Below are 25,157 nucleotides of genomic sequence, written 5' to 3'. Positions count from 1 at the left end.
CCGAGACCTGCCGGATCCGAAACGACAGGCGACGAGCGGTCCAAGGCTCAGGAACTCCTACGCTCCTGACCTCCCCGACACGCTTTATCGCAACGACGTCTTGGCAGAGCAGCAGCACAAGCGCCTTCAGAGTAGCAGCGCGCTCCAGCTCGCAGTTGGACGGTGCATAGGCTGATTGAGCTGCAAGAGGACCAAGTGGCGTTGTATGATCCTCACAGCGTCACCAATGACGGCACGGGAATACGTGTGATCCAGGTCTGCAGCGAAGACATCGGCTCCGGCCTGACGAAGCGCCGGGCTATTGCCCTACGCGGGCAATGAGCTGTTGGAAGAATAGAAATTTCTTATAACTTTTAATTAAAATCAGGGCGTAAATACATGCTGCACAAGGATAATAACTTGAACTTGTTACGGTTGGTTGCCGCGCTGATGGTGCTATATGCTCATTCATTCGATATTTACGGTAATTCCCCGGAGATCTTTATTGGTCTTGATTCCTATGGCGGGCTCGGGATTGCGATATTTTTTATCATTAGTGGTTATTTGATTGCAAAAAGTTGGAGTTTTGATCCTTCGGTCATTAGTTTTTTAGTTAAGCGATCGCTGCGAATATTTCCAGCCCTGATCGTTGTTGTTGTGGTAACTTCGTTTCTGCTTGGTCCCATTTTTTCCACTTTGACAGTCAAGCAGTATTTCTCAAATCTGGCATTTATTATGTATTTAAAAAATATAATTTTAGGTCCGGTATTCTATTTGCCGGGCGTGCTGGAGCACGCCAGAGTTGCCAATGTGATCAATGGTTCTCTATGGAGTTTGCCTATCGAGTTTTTCATGTATTTGGTAGTCGTGGCGCTTGGGCTTCTATTCAATGGCGGTCGTCTTGTATACACAATTACCACAGCATTGTTTGCGCTGATTGTGGTTTTTTGGTGCTGGCGAGATGCGCCTTTGCTGGTGGTTTACGATACTGATGTAAGAAACATTCCGTTGATAGGCATCTATTTCATGATTGGGGCATGTTATGCGAAGTGGGGGCTCGAACGGTGGTTCAGTCTCTCCGGCGTAACTGTCATGGTGATGATAACCCTTCTTCTGGCACCGTATTCATCGATTTCGAAGTCCCTGCTATGGCTTACGTTACCGTATGTCGTCTTGGCATATGGACTTTCCAGAAGTTGGTTGGGAAGCTTGGTTAATAAAGTGGGTGACTGCTCTTACGGTGTTTATATCTATGCTTTTCCGGTTCAGCAGTTTGTTTTGCTCAAATTCCCCGGCATTGCCTATTCAACCTACCTTATTGTTACAGTGGTCATTACTCTGTTTTTGGGATACGGCTCTTGGCATTTGATAGAGAAAAGGGTTCTCAAATTCAAGCCAAAAAATAAAGTCAGGTCTGTATCGAATGGTGTTGATGCAGATTCGGCGTTCAATCCTGTTGTGGGTGAGAAGCTCAATTCAGGGGCTTGAGCAAGTGTATGTATTTATGATGTAACAGTCACTCAGGTCACCTATGAAGAGCTACAGGGTCTGCCGCGACAGCGCAGACGCCTGACGATCCTAAAACCCCCCAGGGTTTCATAATGCCCGGTTTATGGATCGGCTTCTTCGCCAGGCCGGAGAATCGTAAGCGCTCCATGAACCCCACATTCAAAGCACTTAACTGATCCTCGATGCTGTGCTTCCGATTTCTTTTCGGAGCCAGCACCTCATGATGCGACCCGACGCCAAAGTCGAAAAAGTCCATCTCTACCCCAAACCCGTGGACTTCAGAAAATCCATTGATGGCCTCGCTGTACTGGTCGAGCTGGACATAAAAGTGGCGGTGTTCGATCCCGTGCTTTTTGTCTTCCTCAACAAGTCCCGTAACCGCGTGAAGATTTTGTACTGGGAGCGCAACGGCTTTTGCCTTTGGCTCAAGCGCCTGGAGGCCGAGTGATTCAAAACTTCGCCTGATCTCAGCGACGAAGTGATCATTCTGAGCGTCCAGGAACTGAACTGGCTGCTCGACGGTTTTGACCTGTGGCGCAAACCGGGCAAACGCAAGCCATTGTCGGCTGAGCTGCCGCGTGTCGAGGTCATCCACGAACTGCCCGAACACGAACTGACCTGTGTCTGCGGTTGCCGCAAGCATGTGATCAGCGAAGAGATCAGCGCGGGCTGGAAGATCATGAAGAAGTTCGGCCGGGAGTTGTCCCGGATTGCCGGTTGATAGCAATACGGTCGAGCGTGCCATGCGGCCCTTCGACTGGATCTACCAGCAACGTCGCCTCGAACCCTGATTGTTTCACATCCTGTAACGGACACATTTTTGACAGGCTCCAGACATCGCCTAAGTTTGGGAGGCAGCTTCGGAAAAGCTGCTTTCTCAATCGATGTCATGGAGCGTCATTTATGCGTACTGGCTATTTCTACTCTCTGGTTTTTGCCCTGCTCACCAGCGCCTCTATTGCTGCCATTGCTGCGCCGGCGGTCAAGCCCGAGGCTGGTAATGCACCCTTGGTGCTGGAAGTTTCTCCCAAGGCACAGTCCGGCAAGGTCGATCTGAATCAGGCCGATGCGCCAACCCTTCAGCGCGAGTTGTCTGGTGTGGGCGAGGCCAAGGCCAAGGCGATTGTTGCCTATCGTGAGAGTAATGGGCCGTTTGCGTCCGTGGACGAGTTGCTCGAAGTGAAGGGAATCGGGAAAGCCATTCTGGATAAGAATCGCGAGAAGCTTGAGGTGAACTAAGCTTATACGTCAGCGCCAGGGGCCGGTCATTGATCGGCCTTTTTGCTTTTTAGCGAACGCTGTGACGGTGCGCCTTCCGTCGACATGAGAAAAATTACGTCTATCATATGCCGCTCAGATTATGCCTATAATAAATCAGGTTTCCGCCAAAGCGTTCTGAGCCTCAGGCGCTTGTCTTCCCTTAGGCATCTCCCAGGAGCACAGTCATGAATTCTGTCCAGTCTCAAGGTAAAGCCCTCGTCACCGGTGCTTCTTCCGGTATCGGTGCGATTTACGCCGAGCGGTTGGCGGCGCGTGGTTTTGATTTGTTATTGGTTGCCCGTGATCAAGGGCGGCTGGAAGCGGCGGCTACCAAATTGCGCGCCGAGCATGGCGTTCAGGTCGAGGTGCTCAAGGCGGATCTGACGCAAAAGGATGATGTGCTGAAGCTTGAACAGCGTCTTCGCAGCGATTCGAGTATCAGCCTGTTACTGAACAACGCCGGTGTTGCAGCGGATGGTTTGTTGGCCAATGCCGACATGGATCAGCTGGAACGGTTGATTCAACTGAACGTGACAACGCTCACGCGGTTGGCCTCGGCCGCGGCCGCCAGTTTTGCCAAGGCGGGCCGGGGGACGATCATCAACATCGGATCAGTGGTGGCGTTGTTCCCTGAGCGCTTCAACGCAACTTACACCGCCAGCAAGGCCTATGTGTTAAGTCTCACTCAGTCGCTGAACGCCGAGCTGGAGGGCACCGGGGTCAAGGTGCAGGCTGTGTTGCCAGGCGTAACACGCACCGAAATCTGGGAACGCTCCGGTATCGACGCCACCCAGATTCCGGCGGATATGGTCATGGAAGCCGGGGAGATGGTTGATGCGGCGTTGTCGGGTCTGGACCAGGGTGAGTTGATCACCATTCCTTCGTTGCCGGATGCGGCCGACTGGGATGCCTTCGTTGCGGCGCGTCATGTATTGGCGCCAAATCTTTCCAAAAGTAAGGCCGCCACGCGTTACACGTGAGGCGTCATGAATCGGCTTGAGGTATTTGCGGCATGAGTGATCGTCGAGTAGTTGTAACGGGCATGGGCCTGGTGTCGCCATTGGGTTCTGGCGTCGAAGCCGTCTGGCCGCGTCTGTTGGCCGGGCGTTCCGGGTTGCGCAATTTGCCGGACGAGGTGGTTGCCGATTTACCGGCCAAGGTCGGTGGCGCAGTGCCGACGCTGGCTGAGGATCCCGAGGCGGGGTTTGACCCGGACCGGGCGACGGCGCCCAAAGAGCAGAAGAAGATGGACCGCTTCATTCTGTTCGCCATGGAAGCGGCGCGTCAGGCGCTGGAGCAGGCCGGTTGGCAAGCGGCGGACGCCAATGCCCAGGAGCGTACTGCAACCATTATCGGTTCCGGCGTGGGTGGTTTCGGTGCAATAGCCGACGCGGTGCGCACCACGGACAGCCGTGGGCCGCGACGCTTGTCGCCGTTCACCATTCCTTCGTTTCTGGTCAATCTGGCTGCGGGTCATGTGTCGATCCTGCACGGTTTCAAGGGCCCGTTGGGTGCGCCGGTGACGGCTTGCGCGGCCGGGGTTCAGGCGATTGGCGATGCGGCGCGGCTGATTCGTTGTGGCGAGGCAGACATTGCGGTGTGTGGTGGCGCAGAAGCGGCGATCGATCGAGTCAGTCTCGCCGGGTTTGCCGCTGCTCGTGCCTTGTCCAGCGGTTACAACGACACGCCGGAGCGAGCCTCGCGGCCGTTCGACAGTGACCGCGATGGCTTTGTCATGGGGGAGGGCGCTGGCCTTCTGGTGATTGAATCCCTGGAGCATGCCTTGGCCCGCGGTGCTCAGCCGCTGGCGGAACTGGTCGGTTACGGCACCAGCGCCGACGCCTATCACCTGACGGCGGGGCCCGAGGATGGCAGCGGTGCGCAACGGGCGATGTCGCTGGCGTTGGCCCAGGCGGGCATTTCGCCGGCGCAGGTGCAGCATCTCAATGCTCACGCCACCTCGACGCCGGTCGGAGACTTGGGAGAGTTGGCAGCCATCAAGGCGTTGTTCGGCACGGATAACAAAATCGCCGTGACATCGACCAAATCGGCCACCGGGCATTTGCTCGGTGCAGCGGGCGGTATCGAGGCGATCTTCACGCTGTTGGCGATTCGCGATCAGGTCGTGCCAGCCACCCTCAACTTCGACAACCCGGACCCTGCTGCCAAAGGTGTGGACATCGTCCACGGTCAGGCACGGCCGATGGCCATCGAATACGCGCTGTCCAATGGCTTCGGGTTTGGTGGGGTGAATGCCAGCGTGCTGTTCAAGCGCTGGGAGGGTTAGTCCCGGGGCTGTTTGAGATAGGCGCGGGTCACATCGAGAATCCGCTGAGCCAACTCGGGATTCTCGACACTGCGTGACAGCAGTAACGCCCCGACCAACGTCGACATGATGACGATGCTTTGGTCGGCGGCGGCTTTCTCGTCTTCAAGGGTGCCTTGCACTTGTTTGAGCCGCGCGTTGAGCACTACGTCAGTGGTCGGGCTCTGCTGCCCGCGCAGGCCGAGTTCCGATGACATGGTCGGCAACGGGCAACCTTCATCGGGTGAAGTCTGGTGCCATTCGGACAAATAGATGTCGATGAACGCTTCCAGCGGGCGATCCTGAGCGAAGAGCTCGGCGTAAATGATATCGACCTGCTCGCCTGCGGCTTGCAAAGCCTTTTCCACCAGTTCGTCTTTGGACTTGAAGTGCGAGTAGAAGCCGCCGTGAGTCAAGCCCAGTGCTTTCATCAGCGGTTGCAGACCTGTCGCGCCAATGCCATCGCGGCGAAAGCGTGCTGACGCTTCCTTGATGATGCGTTGGTGGGTTTGGGCTTTATGGTCCTGCGAGTAACGCATCGGGTATCTCCGCAACAATGCGCCATATTAACCAATGAAAATGGGATGGTGATTGTACTTCTACTTCTAAAAAGCATGCAGATGCGTCGATCTTGGTAGAACGTTGTGTAAAAAATGGCACGAATAGTGATTACTCATTAACTGACGATTGTTGAACAATCACGAGGCAATGAGTATGAACAGCGGACTGTCCCTCGCCGACCACATCACACTTGAGTTGCGCGCCGACATCATTGGCGGCCGTTTACTGCCCGGCATGGCCTTGGTGGAAAACGATCTGGTGTTTGCCTACAACGCATCCCGCAATACCATCCGTGAAGCGTTGCATCGCTTGGGGCAGGAAGGTCTGACCCGTTATGTGCGCAACAAAGGCGTGATGGTACGCAGGCTGGGCGTCGAGGATGTGCGGGATCTGTTCAACGTCAGGCGCACCCTGGAGTTGCAGGCCATCAGCGCGAGCCAGCCGCTGCGCGACTATCAATCCGACCGGATGCTCGAAGCCCTGGAAGCCACCGAGCTTGCCCGGGAGCGCGAAGACTGGCGCGCCGTCGGCACCCACAGCCTGGCCTTTCATCAACACATCGTCGGATTGCTGCGCAGTCCACTGTTCGATGAGTTCTTCACCAACGTCGTCGCGCAATTGCGCCTGGTGTTTTGCACCGCTCCCGATGAATCACGTTTTCAGGCGCCCTGGCTGGCGCGCGACCGGCAGATCCATGAGTTGTTGGCCGAGGGCGACAAGCGCGCGGCCGAGGACGCCATGAGCCTGTATCTCGACGATTCCGAACACCTCCTGTTGCAAATGCTTGCTCCATCTTCCCATCACTGATCGAGGATTCGTGCCATGTACAAAGACTATCCGGCGGCCTATCAAGTCAGCAAAGGTTCGGCCTTGCAGGTGGATAAAGCCTTCTACGAGCGGATTCGCGATGCAAAGGAGGGGCGTACGCTGATTGAGGCGTTCGAGGTACCGATCCGCACCGGTCGCGCCTGGAAGGTGCCGGCCGGGCATGTGTTTCGCGTGACCACGCCCGTCGGGCCACAAGTCGGGGATTTCAACGTCTGGAATGCCAACGATCCACGGGAGCGTTTGTGGGCGGCACGCACCCGTCAGTTACAGGGCGCTCACGTCAGCACCCATGACCGGCTCTGGTCGAACCTGCCTTTTTTGCGGCCGCTGGTGACCATCACCGATGACAGCTTGGCCGGTTACGGCATCGACGAACATGGCGGCCGCTTGCACGATTTGCTCGGCACCCGCTGCGACCCCTATGTGAACAAAATGCTCACCGGCGAAGACTTCCATCATCACTGCCACTCGAACCTGACCCGCGCGGTGCTGCCTCATGGGCTGACCGAGTTCGACGTGCATGACGTGCTGAACATTTTCCAGTGCACGGGCCTGAACCACGATGACATGTACTTCATGAAAGCCTGTCCGGCGCAGAAGGGCGATTACCTGGAATTCTTTGCCGAAATCGATCTGCTGTGTGCGCTCTCGACCTGTCCGGGCGGCGATCTGTCGCTGGCCATGTGGGGGCCGGATGCGCAGGATCCGCTAAGCGTGTGTCGCCCGCTCGGGGTGGGGATTTATCGGTTGGAGGATTCGCTACTTGAGGGCTGGAGCCAGCCGGAACGAGCGGCCTATAAAGGACTGCATGGCCTGCACATTGCCAAGGCCGAGTGGGAGTAACCGCAACGACACCCACCTGTAGCAGCTGGCGAAGCCTGCGTTCGGTTCGGGCCGCGTTCGGACGCAGCAGTCGCAAATCCTGTTAACGCGGTCTACCTGACGTACCGCGTTCGCTGACATTACGACTGCTTCGTCCGAACGCGGCCCGAACCGAACGCAGGCTTCGCCAGCTGCTACAGGTGATTTTCGCCAGACCTGGCTGGCGAAGTTTGTTTTAGCGGTCCTGCGCATCCTTGGCATCCGCTTCCGCGTTGCGTTCAGCGACGCGTTTGCGTTGCTCTTCGGTCAGTTCGACCTTGTTGGCGGTGTCACGCAACATCATCAAACCACCAACGATCGAGCCGATTGCAACGACCAGAATTAACCAGGCATACCAGGGCATAGGGCTCTCCTTAAGGGCAGGCCGATTGGCGGGTTTCGCCAACCGATCGTGCATACAACTTTGAGCGATGGATTTTCGCACTGGTTCCATCGCAGTCACTCCATTCTATGCCTGATATGACAGCAACACTTCGCCTGTTTATAGCCCGGTCAGCATCGCGTCCGCCGGCGCATCGGCACGCAACTGCGCCGTCAGCATGAAGTACACGAAACCCACCGCCATGAAGCCCAGGAAGATCAACCCGATCAACGTGTTGAACCAGGCCATTGCCACCAGACAGACCACCGCCAGCACCAGCGCAATGAACGGCACCAACGGATAGCATGGCGCGCGAAAGGTGCGCTCCAGATTCGGTTCGGTTTTGCGCAGTTTGAACAGGCTGAGCATGCTCATGATGTACATCACGATCGCCCCGAAGACCGCCATCGTGATCATCGCCGCCGTCAGCGTCATGCCGCTCAGGTTGATCAAACCATCACTGTAGATCGCGGCAATGCCAATCACGCCACCGGCGATGATTGCCCGGTGCGGCGTCTGAAAGCGCGACAACTTGGCCAAGGATGCCGGCAGGTAACCGGCCCGGGCGAGGGCGAAGAACTGCCGCGAGTAGCCAAGGATGATTCCGTGGAAACTCGCCACCAGGCCGAACAGGCCGATCCACACCAGCATGTGCAACCAGCCAGAGCTTTCGCCGACCACGGTTTTCATCGCTTGCGGCAGCGGATCGTTGATGTTCGACAAGGTGCGCCAGTCACCGACGCCGCCAGCAAAGAACATCACGCCCATGGCCAGCAAAACCAGCGTCAGAATGCCGCTGATGTAGGCCTTCGGAATGGTGCGTTTCGGATCCTTGGCTTCTTCGGCGGCCATGGCCGCGCCTTCGATGGCCAGGAAGAACCAGATCGCGAACGGAATCGCCGCGAACATCCCGGCAATCGCCGGGGCGCCAAACACATCGGAACCCGCCCAGCCATTCAGTGCGAAGTTGCTGAAACTAAACGCCGGAGCGACCACGCCCATGAATACCAGCAGTTCGGCCACTGCGAGAACACAGACCACCAATTCGAAGGTCGCCGCCAGTTTCACCCCTAGGATGTTCAGGCCCATGAACACGATGTAGGCGCCGACCGCTGCGTGTTTCGGGTCGAGGGCAGGAAATTGCACGTTAAGGTAGGCACCGATCGCCAGCGCAATGGCCGGCGGAGCAAAGACGAATTCGATGAGCGTCGCCAGCCCGGCGACCAATCCGCCTTTCTCGCCAAAGGCGCGACGGCTGTAGGCAAAGGGACCACCGGCATGGGGAATCGCGGTGGTCAGCTCGGTGAAACTGAAGATGAAACAGGTGTACATGGTGGCGACCATAAAGGACGTCACCAGAAAACCGAGTGTGCCTGCCACGCCCCAGCCGTAACTCCAGCCGAAGTATTCACCGGAAATCACCAGCCCGACCGCAATGCCCCACAGGTGCAGCGTGCCCAGCGTGGGTTTGAGTTGTGTGTTCATGCGTTGCTCCCTGAACGGTTTGGAAAGCTCGGGGGAGGGTGTTTGCAGTGGGCGTGCCAGTGTTGCGAAGGCGGTCGTAAAGTGCAGAAAGACGTCGTATCGGGGATGTTCAGTGCTGGATGTGCGGTTTTTGTGCGCCAGTTGGGAGCGTTGTTGGCCGTAATGCCGCCTTCGCGAGCAAGCCCGCTCCCACAGGGGATTTTCATTGTTCACAAATGCAGTGTGGGAGCGAGCCTGCTCGCGAAGACGGCAGAACACCAACGCCTTAGTGCCTGACGGCGCAGATGCCTGGCTCAGGGAAAGACGTCAGCGTCTTTGAAGAACGCCGCTGCTTGATCCTTTCCAGACGTTTGCGGTGCTTCGTCTAGTTGCCAGTCAATGTCGAGGTCCGGATCATCCCAACGGATGCTGCGCTCGGCAGATGGGCTGTAGTAGTTAGTGGTCTTGTAGAGGAACTCGGCGAAATCACTCAACACCACGAAACCGTGGGCGAAACCTTCCGGAACCCAAAGCTGGCGATGGTTCTCGGCGGACAGGCGCACAGCGACCCATTTGCCGAAATGCGGCGAGCTGCGGCGAATGTCCACGGTTACGTCGAGTACTTCACCTACAGTCACACGAACCAATTTGCCTTGGGTGTTTTCTAGCTGGTAATGCAGGCCACGCAATACGCCTTTTTGAGAGCGCGAATGATTGTCCTGAACGAATTGGGTGGCTAGGCCAGTCGCATCTTCAAAAGCCTTGGCATTAAAGCTCTCATAAAAGAAGCCTCGCTCATCACCAAATACCTTCGGTTCGATTATCAGAACACCGGGCAGATCGGTGGTGACTACTTTCATGGTGTTTCTCCAGCAATAGGGGGCGATGGCCGACATTCTTGCTCAAAGTGCGCACAGACGCGAGAGGCAGGTGTGGACAGATACCCGACCATCTCGGGTTTAACCAGCCTTGCGAGGGGTGGACTTGCTCGCGAAGAGGCCGGTCCGGTCACCGTGTAACCCTAGCGTAAATCCACTCTTTACGCTTTCTTTATGCACAGCCAACACCCTCGATCTCGCTCCTTTACAGCCTCCCTCCCGACAATGACCCCACACGCGGCAATACGCCGTAACACGGAGAACTTCCATGAGCGTTCTGGACGGGGTGTCACTGCTACTGGCAGTGGGGCTGTTCATTTATCTGTTGGTTGCGCTGTTGCGCGCGGACCGGAACTAGGAGCGGCTATGCACAGTTATGACTATTGGCTGATCCTCGCCTTCTTCGCTCTGGTGCTGATCCCGGCACCGTTTCTGGGGCGCTTCTACTACAAGGTGATGGAAGGTCAGCGCACCTGGCTTTCGCCGATTTTCGGACCGGTGGAGCGCGGGTGTTATCGGGTGGCCGGCGTAGATCCGCAGGTTGAACAGAGCTGGCAGAAATACACCCTGGCCTTGCTCGCCTTCAACCTCGCGGGCTTTTTGCTGTTGTTCGCGATTCTGTTGTTCCAGGACCACTTGCCACTGAACCCGCAAAACCTGCCGGGTCAGGAGTGGACGCTGGCGTTCAACACCGCCGTCAGCTTCATGACCAACACCAACTGGCAGGCCTACAGCGGTGAAGCGTCGCTCAGCTACCTGAGTCAGATGGTCGGCCTCACCGTGCAGAACTTCGTCAGCGCCGCCACCGGCCTCGCCGTGTTGGTTGCCCTGTGTCGCGGCATCGGCCGCAAATCCACCAAAACCCTCGGCAACTTCTGGGTCGACATGACCCGCGCCACCCTCTACGGCCTGCTACCGCTGTGCTTGTTGCTGGCGCTGTATCTGGTCTGGCAGGGCGTGCCGCAAACTTTCGCGCACTACGTGAATGCGGTGACGATGCAAGGCGTCGATCAGGTGATCCCGCTTGGCCCGGCCGCCAGCCAGATTGCGATCAAGCAACTGGGCACCAACGGAGGTGGCTTCTTCGGCGTCAACTCGGCGCACCCGTTCGAGAACCCGACGGCGTGGAGCAACCTGTTTGAAGTCGGCTCGATCATTCTGATTCCGGTGGCGCTGGTGTTCACCTTCGGCCACTACGTGAAAGACCTGCGTCAGAGCCGCGCGATCATCACCTGCATGCTGGCGCTGTTCCTGATCGGCGGCGCGACCTCGCTGTGGGCTGAATACCAGCCGAACCCGACCCTGAACAACGTCGCCGTCGAACAGACCGCGCCGCAGGAAGGCAAGGAAGCGCGCTTCGGCACCACCGCCACCGTGCTGTGGTCGGTGACCACCACGGCGGCGTCCAACGGCTCGGTCAACGCCATGCACGACAGCCTCAACCCGCTGACCGGCATGGTCGCGATGGTCAACATGATGGTCGGCGAAGTGATCTTCGGCGGCGTCGGTGCCGGGCTCTACGGCATGTTGCTGAACGTGTTGATCGCGGTGTTCCTCGCCGGCCTGATGATCGGCCGCACCCCGGAATACCTCGGCAAGAAACTCCAGGCCAAGGAAGTCCAGTTGCTGGTGGTGACCTTGCTGGTCATGCCGGTCGGCGTGCTGGTACTCGGCGCGATTGCCGCGAGTCTGCCCGGCCCGGTCGCGGCGGTGAGCAACCCTGGCGCCCACGGTTTCAGCCAGTTGCTGTACGCCTACACCTCGGCCAGTGCCAACAACGGTTCGGCGTTCGGCGGCTTCGGTGCCAACACGGCGTTCCACAACCTGATGCTGGGCCTGGGCATGTTGATCGGTCGCTTCGGTTACATCCTCCCGGTACTGGCCCTGGCCGGCAGCCTGGCGATGAAGAAAACCGCGCCGATCGGCCAGAACAGCTTCCCGACCCATGGCCCGCTGTTCGTGACGCTGCTGACCGTGACCATTTTGCTGGTGGGTGGCCTGACCTTTCTGCCGACCCTGGCGTTGGGTCCTATTGCCGAACATTTGAGCTTGGGCTTCTGAGGATCTGATAATGAATATGCCCGCAACTAAAGCCGCCACCGTCAAGGCGCCGGAACAACCGAAAACCGCGATCTCGGCCCTCTGGCGTCCGGCGCTGGTGCAAGCCTTCGTCAAGCTCGACCCACGGCAATTGCAGCGTGCGCCGGTGATGCTGGTGGTCGAACTGACCGCGATCCTGACCACCGTGCTGTGCTTCATTCCCGACAGCAGCGTGCCAACCTTTGTCGCCGCGCAAATCGCCTTGTGGTTGTGGTTCACCGTGCTGTTCGCCAACTTCGCCGAAGCGTTGGCCGAAGGTCGCGGCAAGGCCCGCGCCGACAGCCTCAAGGCCGGTAGCGAAGGTTTGAGTGCCCGGCGCAAAACCAGCAACGGCGCCTTTCAAGTGGTGCCGGCCACCAGCCTGCGCAAGGGCGATGTGGTGCGCGTTGAAGCGGGGGAAATGATCCCCGGTGACGGCGAGGTGATTGAAGGTATCGCAGCGGTCAACGAAGCGGCGATTACCGGTGAATCCGCGCCGGTGATTCGCGAATCCGGCGGCGACCGTTCGGCCGTCACCGGCAATACTCGCCTGGTCTCCGACTGGCTGCTGGTGCGCATCACCGCCAACCCGGGCGAGTCGACACTCGATCGCATGATCGCCCTGGTCGAAGGCGCCAAACGCCAGAAAACCCCGAACGAAGTGGCGCTCGACATCCTGCTGATCGGCCTGACCCTGATCTTCCTGCTGGTGGTCGTCACCCTGCAACCGTTCGCCCACTTCGCCAACGGCAGCCTGCCGCTGGTGTTCCTGGTGGCGTTATTGGTCACGCTGATTCCGACCACCATTGGCGGTCTGTTGTCGGCCATCGGTATCGCCGGGATGGACCGTCTGGTGCGCCTGAATGTGATCGCCAAATCTGGTCGCGCCGTGGAAGCGGCGGGGGACGTACATGTCCTGCTGCTGGACAAGACCGGCACCATCACCTTCGGTAACCGTCGTTGCACCGCGGTTTATCCGGCACCTGGCGTCACTGCCAAGGAACTCGCGGAGGGTGCATTGTTCGCCTCGCTGGCTGATGACACCGCTGAAGGTAAATCCATCGTCGAGTACCTGCGCGGCACTCAGCCACAACCTGAGCCGGCCACCGAGTTGCTCACCGCCGTACCGTTCAGCGCCGAGACGCGTTTGTCCGGTGTCGACTATCAGGGCCGCGTGTATCGCAAAGGCGCAGTGGATTCGTTGCTGGCCTTCGTCGGCCTGAAACGCGCCGACCTGGCCGTGCCGCTGTCCCGGGAAATCGACAAGATCGCCCAGAGCGGCGGCACCCCGTTGCTGGTCTGCGCCGAGGGTAAATTGCTCGGCGCGATCCACCTCAAGGACGTGGTCAAACCCGGCATCCGCGAGCGATTTGCCGAGCTGCGCAAACTGGGCATCCGCACCGTCATGGTGACCGGCGACAACCCGCTGACCGCTGCGGCGATTGCGGCGGAAGCGGGCGTTGATGACGTGCTGGCCGAAGCCACACCGGAGAAAAAACTGGCGCGCATTCGCCACGAGCAGAACGACGGTCGCCTGGTCGCCATGTGCGGCGACGGTGCCAACGACGCCCCGGCCCTGGCCCAGGCGGACGTGGGCATGGCGATGAACGACGGGACGCAAGCGGCACGCGAGGCGGCGAACATGGTCGACCTCGACAGCGATCCGACCAAGCTGCTGGACGTGGTGCAAATCGGTAAGGAATTGTTGGTGACCCGCGGTGCGTTGACGACGTTTTCCATCGCCAACGACGTGGCCAAATACTTCGCGATCCTGCCGGCGCTGTTCGCTTCGATTTACCCGCAATTGGGTGTGCTGAACGTCATGCACCTGAGCAGTCCGCAGAGCGCGATTCTGTCAGCGATTGTGTTCAACGCCTTGATCATTGTGGTGCTGATTCCATTGGCATTGCGTGGTGTGCGGGTGCAGGCGGCGAGTGCGGCGGCGTTGTTGCGACGCAATCTGTTGATCTATGGATTGGGCGGGATTTTGGTGCCGTTTGTGGGGATCAAGGCGATCGACATGCTGCTCACTGCACTGCATTTGGTTTGACCTTGGGATCGCCCCCTCACCCTAACCCTCTCCCCAGGGGGTAGAGGGGACTGATCGAGGTGTTCTTGGAGCTACATCGACCTGAAAAACCGAGTCGAACTCAGGTTTTGAACAGCACAAAGATCGGCCCCCTTTCCCCCTCGCCCCGTGGGGAGAGGGCTGGGGTGAGGGGTGGATCTCCATGACACACCACAGTTTTAAACTCCCCAATTTCGAGGATTCTGAAATGTCCACAATGATACGCCCGGCCCTGAGCCTGCTCGTCCTGATGACCCTGATCACCGGCGTCGCCTATCCACTGGTCGTCACTGGTGTCGCCCAGGTCGCATTCCCGGACCAGGCCAACGGCAGCCTCATACACGACGCCGACGGCAAGGTCCGTGGCTCGTCGCTGATTGCGCAGGATTTCGTCGGCGACGCCTGGTTCCATCCACGGCCATCGGCCGGTGCCTTTGCCACCGTGTCGAGCAGTGCCAGCAACCTTTCGCCGAGTAACCCGGCCCTGGCCACTCGGGTGATCGACGATGCCAACAAACTGCTGGTGCCTGGCCAGGGGCCGGTGCCATTGGCGATGGTCACCACCTCCGGCAGCGGCCTCGATCCACACTTGCCACCGGCCGCGATTGCCTATCAACTGGCGCGTGTTGCGGCGGCGCGCAATCTGCCGGTGTCTACGCTTCAGCAGTTGATGGATGCGCATATTGAGCAGCCGCTGGTGGGGCCGCCAGTGGTGAATGTGCTGGCCTTGAACATCGCGCTGGAAAACCTGTAAATCGGTGGCGCCGCCATTCGCGAGCAGGCTCGCTCCCACAGGAGAGTGCATTCCAATGTGGGAGCGAGCCTGCTCGCGAAGACGGCCGAATAATCACCACATCAATACCTGAAAAAAGAGAACTTCAAGCATGAGTGACTCCGGCCGCGCCGACGCGCTGTTAGCAGACCTGCCCCGCGACGGCCGTGGCCGGCTCAAGGTTTTCCTCGGCGCCGCACCCGGTGTCGGCAAGACCTACGCCATGCTCCAGGCCGCCCACACCCAACTGCGCCAAGGCGTGAAAGTCATTGCCGGCGTGGTCGAAACCCATGGCCGCGCCGAAACCGAAGCGCTGCTCGGCGGCTTGCCGCAGCAGCCGTTGGTGCGTTCGGAATACCGTGGCGTGATGCTCGAAGAAATGGACCTCGACGGCTTGCTCGCAGCCAAACCGAAACTGGTGCTGGTGGACGAACTGGCCCACAGCAACGCGCCCGGCAGTCGCCACACCAAACGCTGGCAAGACATTCAGGAACTGCTCGCCGCGGGCATCGACGTGTTCACCACGGTCAACGTCCAGCACCTGGAAAGTCTTAACGACAAAGTGCGTGGCATCACGGGCGTGCAGGTCCGCGAAACTCTGCCGGACTGGGTGCTGCAAGAAGCCTACGAACTGCTACTGATCGACTTGCCACCGCGCGAGCTGCTGGAGCGCTTGCGCGATGGCAAGGTCTACGTGCCGGAGCAGGCGAGGGCGGCGATCGATGCCTTCTTCACCCAGACCAACCTCACGGCCCTGCGCGAGCTGGCGATGCAAACCGCCGCCGCTCAGGTCGATGATGATTTGGCCCAGGGCTATCGCCAGCTCGGCCAAGCGGCGCCGGCGGTGCGCGGTCGCCTGTTGGTCGGTGTCGATGGCGATGCACAGGCCGAGCGTCTGGTGCGTCATGCCAGTCGCGTCGCTCAGCGTCGGCATTTGCCGTGGAGCCTGGTGCATGTGGACAACGGCAGTGTGCGCGACGAGCAGTCGCGGCTGCGTCTGCAAAGTGCCCAGCAATTGGCCGAACGCCTCGGTGGCGAAGTGGTGTTGTTGCGGGCCGGTGAGGTGGCAAAAACCCTGATCCAGCACGCCGCAGAACGCCGCGCGAGTCTGGTGTTGGTCGGTCAGTCCCGGCAGCGTTTGCGTCGACGGTTGTTCGGCGGCGGTCTGGCGTCACGGTTGCTGCGCGATGCGCGCGGGCTGGAAATCAACGTCCTCGACAGCGATCACGAACAGTATCAGCCGCGTCAGCGTTCGGCGCAGTCACTGGTGTGGTTCGACTACGCGCTGGCGCTGGTGGCGACGGTGTTCGCCAGTGCCTTGGCCTGGGCGGTGGCGAGTGTTTTGCCGCTGCCCAATATCTCGCTGGTGTTCCTCGCTGCGGTGTTGCTGGTGGCGGTGCGCAGCAGCCTCGGCCCGGCGCTGGCCTGTGCGGCGCTGTCGTTTCTGACCTATGACTTTCTGTTCATCCCGCCGAATTTCTCCTTCAGCATCCAGCGCGAAGAAGACGTGCTGACCTTGCTGTTTTTCCTGCTGATGGCAGCGCTGACCGGTAATCTCGCGGCCCGGCAGCGGCGGCAATTGCAGGCGCTGCGCGACACTCAGGAAGAGACCACCGAACTGCTCGACCTGTCACGCAAACTCACGGCCGCCACCGACCGCCAGGCGGTGGTCAGCGCAGCGGCCCAGCACCTCAATGGCTGGAGTGATCTGCAACTCTGTCTGCTCAATCAAGACGGGCAGGGCGGCTGGAAAGTCGAAACCGGTGGCCCGCTGGAGTTTTCCGAAGCCGAGCGCGCTGCCGCCGATTGGGCCTGGCAACACGATCAACCGGCCGGCGCGGGCACCGGCACGCTGCCGTTCGGACGTTGGTGGTGGTGGCCGTTGTCGGTGGAAGACGGGCCGCTGGCGCTGCTCGGCGTGTGTGCCAAAGAGGGGCAGAGCTTGAGCGGTCAGCGTCGGCGTTTGTTGACCGCGCTGAGCCAACCGCTGGCCCAGGCGCTGGCCCGTGCGCAATTGGCCGAAGACCTCGAAGCCGCCCGACTGCACGGCGAAACCGAGCAACTGCGCAGTGCCTTGCTGGCCTCGGTGTCCCACGATTTGCGCACGCCGCTGACCTCCATGCGCGGCAGCATCGACAGCCTGTTGGCCCTCGGTGAAGCGATCCCGCTGGAGGATCGCCGCGAACTGCTCGAAGGCACTCGCGATGAAGCCGAGCGCCTCGATCGCTACATTCAGAATCTGTTGGACATGACTCGCCTCGGCCACGGCGCGCTGAAGCTGGCGCGGGACTGGGTGTCGCCGGCCGACATCGTCGGCAGTTCGCTCAATCGTCTGCGCGCCGTGCTGGCGCCGTTGCAGGTGACCACCGAAGTGCCGCCGGAATTGCCGCTGCTTTATGTCCACGCCGCGCTGATCGAACAGGCGCTGGTCAACGTGCTGGAAAACGCCGCGCGTTTTTCACCGCCTCACGGCCGGCTGCAATTGCGCGCCGGAGCCGATGACAGCGAACTGTTTTTTTCGGTGAGCGATGAGGGGCCGGGGATTCCGCAGGAAGAGCGGGCGAAGATTTTCGACATGTTCTACACCGCCGCGCGCGGTGATCGTGGCGGGCAGGGGACCGGTCTGGGGCTGGCGATCTGTCAGGGCATGGTCGGTGCCCATGGCGGGCGAATCAGCGTTGCCGATGGCATCGAAGGGCGGGGCACCTGCATCACCTTGCACCTGCCGTTGCAGGCTCAGCCGGCCTTTGAAAATTAAGAGCCGAAAGTGAAGCCTGATCGCGCTTGCGCTACTCTCTTGCCACTTCTTTGTGTTGATGTGAATTCATGAGCCAGACCGCGACCATTTTGGTCATCGACGACGAACCGCAGATCCGCAAATTCCTGCGCATCAGCCTCGCCTCCCAGGGCTACAAAGTGCTGGAGGCTGGCACCGGCACCGAAGGTCTGGCCCAGGCTGCACTGAATAAACCGGACCTGCTGGTACTCGACCTCGGCCTGCCGGACATGGACGGCCAACAAGTGCTGCGCGAGTTTCGCGAGTGGTCCACGGTGCCGGTGCTGGTGCTCTCGGTGCGCGCCAGTGAGGGGCAGAAAGTCGAAGCGCTCGACAACGGGGCCAACGACTACGTGACCAAACCGTTTGGTATTCAGGAATTTCTGGCCCGGGTTCGAGCCTTGTTGCGTCAGGCGCCGGCGGGAGAAGCGCAACCCGCGGCGCTGACGTTCGGCCCGTTGACCGTGGATCTGGCGTATCGCCGGGTGTTGCTCGATGGCACCGAAGTCGCGCTGACCCGCAAGGAATACGCGGTGCTGGCGCAACTGGCGCGGTATCCGGGGCGGGTCATCACCCAGCAGCAACTGCTCAAGGATATTTGGGGGCCGACTCATACCGAAGACAGTCACTACCTGCGGATTGTGGTCGGGCACCTGCGCCAGAAACTGGCGGATGATCCGACGCAGCCGCGGTTCATCGTCACCGAGGCGGGGGTCGGGTATCGGCTTTTGAGTGAGGGTAGTCTTTAGTTCTAGTGTTGAAAGTTCCGGCCCCTTCGCGAGCAGGCTCGCTCCCACAGGGATATGCATTCCAATGTGGGAGCGAGCCTGCTCGCGAAGGGGCCCTGACATTCACCCTGGAAGTTCAGGACTCCCGTTCATTTTCATACCTATCCAAGGTATCGCGCGCAATCTCCCGCCCCAGCGCGATCAATTCCGGTGCCTTGTAGAACTCGAAAAACCGGCACACCCGCTTTGGCACGTTGATCAAAATATCCGGCGGATAACCGGCGATCTTGTACTGCGCCAATGAGGTTTGCATCACCTCGAAACTCTGGTTGATCAGGTCCAGTAAAGAGGCCGGGCCGACGTTATCGATGATGAACGAGCCGGTGGCGGACTTCGGCGCGCCGTCGCGTTCAGGGGCGGCAGCCGGTTGCTGGGCTTCGGGTTCGGCGGATTCGACCCAGGGGTTGATCTCGGCCGCTTCTGCCATCAACGCTTCCTTTTCCAGCAGCAGCAATTGTTCCGCCTGTTTGCGGCGGAAGGGCAATTTAGAACCGAGCGAGTTGATCAGGCTGTCGAAGCGGGTCCTGAACGCTGCCGGGCGCTGGATCACTGGCAGTTGATAGTGACGCTGGTTGGTGGAGTTGAGGTTGACCGCGATGATCAGGTCGCAATGACTCGACACCACCGGCACGATCGGTAAAGGGTTAAGGATGCCGCCGTCCACCAGCATGCGGTTGCCCTGCATCACCGGGGTAAACAGGCTGGGAATCGCCGCCGAGGCGCGCATGGCCTGGTGCAGGCAACCCTCCTGAAACCAGATTTCCTGTTGGTTGGTCAGGTCGGTGGCCACCGCCGTGTAGGGGATGCGCAGGTCTTCGATATTGATCTCGCCGACGATCTTGCGGATCTGCCCGAAGACCTTCTCCCCGCGAATCGCGCCCAGACGAAAACTGACGTCCACCAGACGCAAGACGTCGAGGTAGTCCAGGCTTTCAATCCACTCACGATAATCATCGAGTTTGCCGGCGGCATAGATCCCGCCGACCACCGCGCCCATGGAGCATCCGGCGATGCAGGCGATGTCGTAGCCACGCCGTTCGATCTCTTCAATGACCCCGATATGGGCGTAGCCCCGGGCCCCACCTGAGCCCAGCACCAGTGCGACACGCTTTTTCATGAATCGCCCTCGTCTGACAAGGTTCAACAATGCACCCATCGAGGGGCGCGCTTCAATCGCTAAGGTCGTTCCGTGAGGCGAGGGCGTCGTTTTTTCGACACTCTATGGCGGCAGATGGGTATTCTCGCGAGCGCTAGTGTTTCCGCGGCGGGACCAAGGCACTTTTCACGCGCCAGACCGTCTTAACTGCACGACTGTTTACCTATCTTTGAGGTGTGAGTAATGAAAGCCTGGATCTGTGTGCCTTTGATTGCCCTGGCACTCGCCGGTTGCGCCGGAAAAACTGCTTACCGTGACAGCTGCGGTAGCGGGCTTGATGCCGCGTGGCATGAACTGGATCTGGCCAAGGCCGAAGGTTTCGCTGGCACCGTCAGCTACTCCAAGGCCCTGTCGCTGTTGACTGCGGCCAAGACCCAGCAGCAATTCGAAGGCTTCGAAGGCTGCACCAAGAAGGCCGAGAAGGCGCGTTTCTATATTCGTGAATCTCGCGCTGGTCGTTGAGGCATGATGTAGGCATTGAGGGAAATTCGATTCAGGGAGCAAGTGATGTCTGCCTTGGTTGATCGGTTGGTGGCTCATGTCCTGGGCCTGGAAGTCCGTTTGCTGGCCTGTCAGGCACGCTTGAGTGCGCGCACCGACCCTGAAGCACTGCACGATCTGCGCACCACGGTTCGCCGTTTGCGCAGTCTGTTGCGGCCATTGCGCGGATTGCCCGGGGTCGAACAGCTGGAAGCGGCGGCGTCCCGGGTCGGCGACCTGACCACGCCGTTGCGCGATCGCGAAGTGCTGGCGGCGTACTTGCTCCAGCATGATCAACCTGAGGCGGCGCAACGGCGCATGGCGCAGATGGCCGAGGCTTATCCAGCGGTGGCGGCGAGTCCTGAAGTGGCGCAGTTGCTGATGATCCTCGACGCCTTTCCGCGTTTTCTGCGGGCCTCCCAACGTCAGGGCTTGCTCAAGGGCTTGCGTCAGCGCATCGAAAAACGGTTGGCCAAGCAGTGGAAAAAACTCGACAAAGCCCTGCACGATCCGGCACATGATCGCCACCGTTTACGCCTGCTGATCAAGCGCGTGCGCTATGGCATCGAAGCCTATCCCGAACTGGATCGACTGCCGAAAGCGGCGATGCCGCGCTTGAAGTCCGCGCAAGTTGCCTTGGGCGATTGGCACGACTGCTGGCAATGGCTGGCCAGGGCCGAACAGGAAGCCGATTTGCAGCCCTGCGTCGCAGTCTGGAAAACCACCATGGCCAAGGCCGAAGGCCGCGCCGACCGCGTCCTCGATAAACTCAGCGCCGCCTGTTTCAAATCCTGAAACCACCACATACTGCTCTATGTAGCAGCTGCCGAAGGCTGCGTTCGGCTCGGTCCGCGCTCGGGCGAAGCAGTCGCTAATCCGGTTATCTCGGTGATAGCTGTAAAATCGCATTGGCAGGTTTTACGACTGCTGCGCAGCCGAACGCAGCCTTCGGCAGCTGCTACAAGGGGCGGCGGTGTTATCCGGCCTATCTGTCAGCCTCTTTGGCCGGAATAAGCGCTGTGCCGCCCCCGCAGGCTGGTTAAGATCCCTTCATCCTTTTTCTGCTCCGAGGTTTCCATGCGCTTTTCCGATCTGCTCGACGCTGTCCGCAGCCAGCCGCTGGAGCTATCTATTCCGGCCGAATGGGCTCAGGGGCGTGCCAGTTTCGGTGGCCTGGTGGCCGCCTTGCAGTACGAAGCGATGCGCGCAAAAGTCCCGGCGGATCGTCCGGTGCGCTCGCTGGCGATCACCTTTGTCGGTCCGGTCGAGCCTGAAGTGCCGGTCAGCTTTGAAGTCGATGTTTTGCGCGAAGGCAAAGCGGTCAGCCAGGTACTCGGCCGGGCAATGCAGAAGGGCCAGGTGGTGACGTTGGTCCAGGGCAGCTTCGGTGCCTCGCGACCGTCGGAAGTGGCGGTGACCGCCGAACCGGCACCCGAGATGAAGCATTGGGACGACTGCGAGGAACTGCCGTTCATCAAAGGCGTACTCCCGGAATTCATGCGGCATGTGGCGATGCGCTGGAGCGTCGGCGGTCTGCCGTTCACGGGCAACAAATCCCGCGAAATGGGCGGCTGGGTACGCTTGCGTGGGGACGTGAAGGAAGAGGCGGTCAGCGAGTCGCATATCCTGGCGCTGGTCGACGCCTGGCCACCGGCCCTGTTGCCGCACCTGAAGAAACCGGCGATGGGCAGCACGCTGACCTGGACCCTCGAATTCGTCCAACCGTTGCTTGAACTGAGCACGCTGGACTGGTGCAAATACCTCGTCGAAATCGAGTATGCCGCTGACGGCTACGGTCATGCCGCCGCGAAGCTGTGGAGTGCGGACGGTCAGTTGATTGCCATGAGCCGGCAGACGGTGACGATTTTCGCCTGATCAGTGACGACGGTGGCGCTCACGCCAGGCGCGCCACCAGCCGCCGCTCAGGAAGAACCGTGGGAAGGTCAGAAACTGCTCGACCAGCAAGCGCGACACGGCATCTTTGCGATCACTGAACGGCTCGGAAGCCTGCGTCTCCAGGCGGTGACCGTGGCGTTGCAGGCCGAGGGCGGCGAACAGGCCGATGACGCCAATCGCGACATTCGCGAAACTCAGACTGAACACCCCCGAGACAATCAGCAGAAACGCCACGATGAACAGCGGCACGGCAATCAGGTGCAGCACCAGATTGGTCGGGTGCTGGTGATTGTTCGGGTACGCTCGCCATTGCCAGGCGGGGAGGTTGGGGTGACGTTTGCCCATGATGGTAATCCTTGGTTCGTTGAGGCTCTTGAACAAAGAATAGGCCGGGCCAAACAAGTCGGCGAATCAAGGCTGGCTATCGGAGTGATAGGTGTCATGTTCAATATTGATGTTGACCGGACTGACGCCTTCGTCGGATCGCCGCCCGGAGCCGGCTCGCTCCCACATGTGATCTTCAGTGACCATTAATTTTTGGTACAAAAGAGATCCACTGTGGGAGCGAGCCTGCTCGCGATGGGGCCCTTACAGCTTGAGCTGACCGATAGCCTTGCTCAATTCCCCGGCCAACGCCGCCAGCTCATTGCTGGTAGTCGCTGAATCCACGGTCTGCTGCACGGTGTTCTCGGTCACATCCCGAATGCTCACCACCGCCCGATTCATCTCTTCCGCCACGTGGCTCTGCTGCTCGGCCGCCACTGCGATCTGCGTATTGCTTTCGCGCATCTGCGCCACCGCGCTGATGATCTCCGCCAAGGCTGCGCCGGCCTCCTGAGCCTGCTGCACGCAATCGTCGGCCTTGAACGAGCTTTCCTGCATGAAGTCCACCGCGTCCCGAGTCCCGGCCTGCAACGCCGAAACCATGATTGTGATCTCGTCAGTGGAGATCTGGACACGCTTGGCCAGGTTGCGCACTTCATCGGCAACAACCGCAAAACCGCGCCCCATTTCACCGGCCCGGGCCGCCTCAATCGCTGCGTTCAGCGCCAGCAGATTGGTCTGCTCGGCGATGCTGTGAATCACACTGACCACGCCGTTGATCTTCTGACTGTCCTCGGCCAGACGCTGAATCATCTCGGCAGTCTGCTGCACCCCGCTGGACAAACCGGCAATCGACTTCTGCACCCGGCTGACCACTTCCTGCCCGCTGCCGGCCAGGGTGTCGGCGGTTTGCGAGAGGTCTCGGGTGGCGCCGGCGTGCTGGGCAATGTGATAGACCGTGGCGGTCATTTCGTTGATCGCCGTGGCGGCCTGATCGGTTTCGCTTTGCTGGCCGAGCATGCCGTGACGCACCTCGTTCATGCTCGACGCCAGCCGCGCCGCGCCGACATCCAGTTGCCGGGCGGTGCTGGCGACGGTATTGACCACCCGCTGGTAACCGGCCTGCATGGCGTTGAAGGCATTGGCCATCTGCCCGACTTCGTCAGTGCAGGCCAACGGGACACGGGCTGACAGGTCACCGGTTTTCTCGACGTGGAGCATCACGTCCTTCAGCGTATTGAGCTGACTGAGCAGGAAGCGGATCAACAATTGCGAAGCGCCGAGCATCGCCAGCATCAGGATCGCCACCGCCACGGCATAGTTGGGAAAACGCTCGCCAAAGACCTGAGTCAGGCTCGGGCCATGGGCAATCACCGCAACCTGATTGCCATCCGTGCGCGTAAACACTTCGGCACCCATCAACGGGTTGTCGCCGAACAGCGGCATGGCATTGATCCCGACCCAGCCGTTGGTATCGGCCAGTTCCAGTACCGGCTGCCCGTTCAGCAACGGTGCCTGCCCGCGACTGAAGGTCAGTACGTTATCGGCTTTGGGGAGCGGTTGCCCGGCGGGCCAGGCAATGAGCAGACGCGCCTGGGCTTGTGCCGACGCTTGGGAAGCATGGCTGCGGGCCTGTTGTTCGAGTTGCACGGCATACAACACCAGCAACAAGGTCGTGATGAAAGCGACGGCGTTGACCGCCCAGAATTTGTATTTCAGCGAGATATTGCTAAGCCAGGCACCCATGGAGGTCTTCTCTGATAGCGGAAACAGTTTAGGCAAGGTGCCAGTATTGTGCCGCTACTCAGGGCGCCGGATCTTGATGTGAGTCAACAATCCCGGCCATGCTCGCGAACAGGAATTGCGGGGCGTAATGCGCTATTCTTCGCGCCTTCAAAATTCCCTCGCTACAGGATTCCGCCCCATGAAAGCCGCACTCATCGAACTCATCAGCAAAATCAGCTCCGGGTGCATGAGCGATGACGAAATCCTGAAAGTCGCTGACGAGGCGGCCCAGGCCTACGCCGATCCCGAGGCTTTTCTGACGGCCAATCCGGATATCAACTACGACGACACGTTCCCGATTCCGCTGGGCGAGTGGGTGGTGGTCGGCAGTTTGCCGGAGACTGTGCTGTTCCAGGCCGACACCTACATGGACCTGTTCGCCCAGATCGTCGCCTCGTTCGGGCCCGGGGTTGATTTCAATATCAAACCCAAGCAACTGGCCAAGGCTGAAGCCCTGACCGCGCTCAATCGCATTCAGGTGCAAATGAGCAGCATGAACAAGGAAAACGGCGGTTACACGCTGATGAACTTCAGTCAGTTGCTCGACGACGAACTGCAAGTGGTGCTGGTCTACGGCAACGACGTGCCGCGGGTGCTCGAGTTGTGCGCCAAGGTTGGTATCGCTGCCGCACCTTCCCTGGAAGCCTTGAAAGTGGCCATCCACGTTTGATGGAATAAAACGGAACCGTCGCAATGGCCGGCTATCCTAAGAGTGCATACCACGCTTAGGGAGCGTCACCATGGGTTCTACGTTCAACGGTCTGATTGGCCTGATTATTCTTGTCCTGGACATCTGGGCAATCATCAACGTGCTGAAAAGCGGCGCCGACACCGGGATGAAAATCGTCTGGGTGCTGTTGATCCTGCTGCTGCCGGTCCTCGGGCTGATCATCTGGGCCATTGCCGGGCCACGGGGCAATGTGCGGATCTGACCGGTTTCCCGGAAGCAACACCGAACCTGTGGGAGCGTGGCTTGCCCGCGATGGGGTCGCTGCGGTGTGTCTGA

At 59.8% G+C, this 25,157-nt stretch carries 26 protein-coding genes; 19 read left to right on the top strand and 7 right to left on the bottom strand.

Annotation, left to right across the window (positions count from 1 at the left end; genetic code table 11):
- Nucleotides 1-378: 378 nt before the first annotated feature.
- From ACYZTW_RS24175 to fabF, 6 genes are all read left to right on the top strand, one after another.
- Nucleotides 379-1,467 (top strand): acyltransferase family protein, encoded by a 1,089-nt coding sequence (locus ACYZTW_RS24175; protein WP_462002110.1) that lies wholly within the window; start codon nt 379-381, stop codon nt 1,465-1,467.
- A gap of 241 nt (nt 1,468-1,708) precedes the next feature.
- A complete protein-coding gene (tnpB, locus tag ACYZTW_RS24170; RefSeq protein WP_462002109.1) occupies nt 1,709-1,936 on the top strand; it encodes an IS66 family insertion sequence element accessory protein TnpB in 228 nt (75 codons plus the stop codon).
- Nucleotides 1,937-1,966: 30 nt separating this feature from the next.
- Nucleotides 1,967-2,209, top strand: a complete 243-nt coding sequence (locus tag ACYZTW_RS24165; RefSeq protein WP_462005883.1) for a hypothetical protein — start codon at nt 1,967-1,969, stop codon at nt 2,207-2,209.
- Nucleotides 2,210-2,391: 182 nt separating this feature from the next.
- A complete protein-coding gene (locus tag ACYZTW_RS24160; protein ID WP_462002108.1) occupies nt 2,392-2,727 on the top strand; it encodes a ComEA family DNA-binding protein in 336 nt (111 codons plus the stop codon).
- A 206-nt stretch (nt 2,728-2,933) separates the two neighbouring features.
- Nucleotides 2,934-3,728, top strand: a complete 795-nt coding sequence (locus ACYZTW_RS24155; RefSeq protein WP_462002107.1) for an SDR family NAD(P)-dependent oxidoreductase — start codon at nt 2,934-2,936, stop codon at nt 3,726-3,728.
- Between the two features lie 32 nt (nt 3,729-3,760).
- On the top strand, nt 3,761-5,035 hold the full coding sequence (gene fabF / locus ACYZTW_RS24150) for a beta-ketoacyl-ACP synthase II (protein WP_462002106.1): 1,275 nt from the start codon (nt 3,761-3,763) through the stop codon (nt 5,033-5,035).
- Here the strand turns inward: fabF and ACYZTW_RS24145 are convergent.
- Complete coding sequence (locus ACYZTW_RS24145) at nt 5,032-5,592, bottom strand: TetR/AcrR family transcriptional regulator (protein WP_462002105.1); 561 nt, start codon at nt 5,590-5,592, stop codon at nt 5,032-5,034. The genes fabF and ACYZTW_RS24145 overlap by 4 nt on opposite strands.
- 175 nt (nt 5,593-5,767) lie before the next feature.
- Between ACYZTW_RS24145 and ACYZTW_RS24140 the strand changes: the two genes are divergently transcribed.
- Nucleotides 5,768-6,421, top strand: a complete 654-nt coding sequence (locus ACYZTW_RS24140) for a GntR family transcriptional regulator (protein WP_462002104.1) — start codon at nt 5,768-5,770, stop codon at nt 6,419-6,421.
- Nucleotides 6,422-6,436: 15 nt separating this feature from the next.
- Nucleotides 6,437-7,285 carry an urea carboxylase-associated family protein gene (locus tag ACYZTW_RS24135; RefSeq protein ID WP_462002103.1) on the top strand — a complete coding sequence of 283 codons (849 nt, stop codon included), beginning with the start codon at nt 6,437-6,439 and terminating at the stop codon, nt 7,283-7,285.
- 214 nt (nt 7,286-7,499) lie between these two features.
- Here the strand turns inward: ACYZTW_RS24135 and ACYZTW_RS24130 are convergent, their stop codons facing one another.
- From ACYZTW_RS24130 to rfbC, 3 genes are all read right to left on the bottom strand, one after another.
- The gene (locus ACYZTW_RS24130; RefSeq protein WP_010461642.1) at nt 7,500-7,667 is read right to left on the bottom strand and encodes a DUF2897 family protein; all 168 of its coding nucleotides are present in this window, start codon (nt 7,665-7,667) and stop codon (nt 7,500-7,502) included.
- Between the two features lie 138 nt (nt 7,668-7,805).
- Complete coding sequence (eat, locus tag ACYZTW_RS24125) at nt 7,806-9,170, bottom strand: ethanolamine permease (RefSeq protein ID WP_462002102.1); 1,365 nt, start codon at nt 9,168-9,170, stop codon at nt 7,806-7,808.
- A gap of 293 nt (nt 9,171-9,463) precedes the next feature.
- Nucleotides 9,464-10,009: a dTDP-4-dehydrorhamnose 3,5-epimerase gene (rfbC, locus tag ACYZTW_RS24120; protein WP_462002101.1), complete on the bottom strand. Its 546-nt coding sequence runs from the start codon at nt 10,007-10,009 to the stop codon at nt 9,464-9,466.
- Between the two features lie 286 nt (nt 10,010-10,295).
- Here rfbC and kdpF point away from each other — a divergent pair, with 286 nt between their 5' ends.
- From kdpF to ACYZTW_RS24090, 6 genes are all read left to right on the top strand, one after another.
- Complete coding sequence (gene kdpF, locus ACYZTW_RS24115) at nt 10,296-10,385, top strand: K(+)-transporting ATPase subunit F (RefSeq protein ID WP_007899818.1); 90 nt, start codon at nt 10,296-10,298, stop codon at nt 10,383-10,385.
- An 8-nt stretch (nt 10,386-10,393) separates the two neighbouring features.
- On the top strand, nt 10,394-12,088 hold the full coding sequence (gene kdpA, locus ACYZTW_RS24110; RefSeq protein WP_462002100.1) for a potassium-transporting ATPase subunit KdpA: 1,695 nt from the start codon (nt 10,394-10,396) through the stop codon (nt 12,086-12,088).
- A 10-nt stretch (nt 12,089-12,098) separates the two neighbouring features.
- Nucleotides 12,099-14,156: a potassium-transporting ATPase subunit KdpB gene (gene kdpB, locus ACYZTW_RS24105; RefSeq protein WP_462002099.1), complete on the top strand. Its 2,058-nt coding sequence runs from the start codon at nt 12,099-12,101 to the stop codon at nt 14,154-14,156.
- 226 nt (nt 14,157-14,382) lie between these two features.
- On the top strand, nt 14,383-14,928 hold the full coding sequence (gene kdpC / locus ACYZTW_RS24100) for a potassium-transporting ATPase subunit KdpC (RefSeq protein WP_462002098.1): 546 nt from the start codon (nt 14,383-14,385) through the stop codon (nt 14,926-14,928).
- Between the two features lie 130 nt (nt 14,929-15,058).
- The gene (locus ACYZTW_RS24095) at nt 15,059-17,704 is read left to right on the top strand and encodes an ATP-binding protein (protein WP_462002097.1); all 2,646 of its coding nucleotides are present in this window, start codon (nt 15,059-15,061) and stop codon (nt 17,702-17,704) included.
- A gap of 68 nt (nt 17,705-17,772) precedes the next feature.
- Nucleotides 17,773-18,471 carry a response regulator gene (locus tag ACYZTW_RS24090; protein ID WP_462002096.1) on the top strand — a complete coding sequence of 233 codons (699 nt, stop codon included), beginning with the start codon at nt 17,773-17,775 and terminating at the stop codon, nt 18,469-18,471.
- Between the two features lie 115 nt (nt 18,472-18,586).
- Here ACYZTW_RS24090 and ACYZTW_RS24085 read toward each other — a convergent pair whose 3' ends face one another.
- On the bottom strand, nt 18,587-19,627 hold the full coding sequence (locus tag ACYZTW_RS24085) for a patatin-like phospholipase family protein (protein WP_462002095.1): 1,041 nt from the start codon (nt 19,625-19,627) through the stop codon (nt 18,587-18,589).
- A gap of 222 nt (nt 19,628-19,849) precedes the next feature.
- Here ACYZTW_RS24085 and ACYZTW_RS24080 point away from each other — a divergent pair, with 222 nt between their 5' ends.
- The 3 genes from ACYZTW_RS24080 (at nt 19,850) to ACYZTW_RS24070 (ending at nt 22,021) form a co-directional block, all read left to right on the top strand.
- The gene (locus ACYZTW_RS24080) at nt 19,850-20,128 is read left to right on the top strand and encodes a hypothetical protein (RefSeq protein ID WP_010461623.1); all 279 of its coding nucleotides are present in this window, start codon (nt 19,850-19,852) and stop codon (nt 20,126-20,128) included.
- 45 nt (nt 20,129-20,173) lie between these two features.
- Entirely contained in the window at nt 20,174-20,941 is a 768-nt protein-coding gene (locus ACYZTW_RS24075; RefSeq protein WP_462002094.1) for a CHAD domain-containing protein, read from the top strand.
- A 282-nt stretch (nt 20,942-21,223) separates the two neighbouring features.
- Nucleotides 21,224-22,021, top strand: coding sequence for an acyl-CoA thioesterase (locus ACYZTW_RS24070; protein WP_462002093.1), 798 nt, complete (start codon nt 21,224-21,226; stop codon nt 22,019-22,021).
- On the opposite strand, the gene ACYZTW_RS24065 is transcribed toward ACYZTW_RS24070, so the two are convergent.
- Both ACYZTW_RS24065 and ACYZTW_RS24060 read right to left on the bottom strand, forming a co-directional pair.
- A complete protein-coding gene (locus tag ACYZTW_RS24065) occupies nt 22,022-22,387 on the bottom strand; it encodes a terminase (RefSeq protein WP_462002092.1) in 366 nt (121 codons plus the stop codon).
- Between the two features lie 243 nt (nt 22,388-22,630).
- Nucleotides 22,631-24,112 (bottom strand): methyl-accepting chemotaxis protein, encoded by a 1,482-nt coding sequence (locus tag ACYZTW_RS24060; protein ID WP_462002091.1) that lies wholly within the window; start codon nt 24,110-24,112, stop codon nt 22,631-22,633.
- 178 nt (nt 24,113-24,290) lie between these two features.
- On the opposite strand from ACYZTW_RS24060, the gene ACYZTW_RS24055 reads away from it, so the two are divergent.
- Both ACYZTW_RS24055 and ACYZTW_RS24050 read left to right on the top strand, forming a co-directional pair.
- The gene (locus ACYZTW_RS24055) at nt 24,291-24,821 is read left to right on the top strand and encodes a hypothetical protein (protein WP_462002090.1); all 531 of its coding nucleotides are present in this window, start codon (nt 24,291-24,293) and stop codon (nt 24,819-24,821) included.
- 70 nt (nt 24,822-24,891) lie between these two features.
- Nucleotides 24,892-25,083 (top strand): PLDc N-terminal domain-containing protein, encoded by a 192-nt coding sequence (locus ACYZTW_RS24050; RefSeq protein WP_438660699.1) that lies wholly within the window; start codon nt 24,892-24,894, stop codon nt 25,081-25,083.
- Nucleotides 25,084-25,157: the final 74 nt, after the last annotated feature.

It is taken from the genome of Pseudomonas sp. LB3P25 (genome assembly GCF_054897985.1).
Note: the sequence above shows the minus strand (reverse complement) of the source record. Positions and strands in the feature narration are given on the sequence as shown.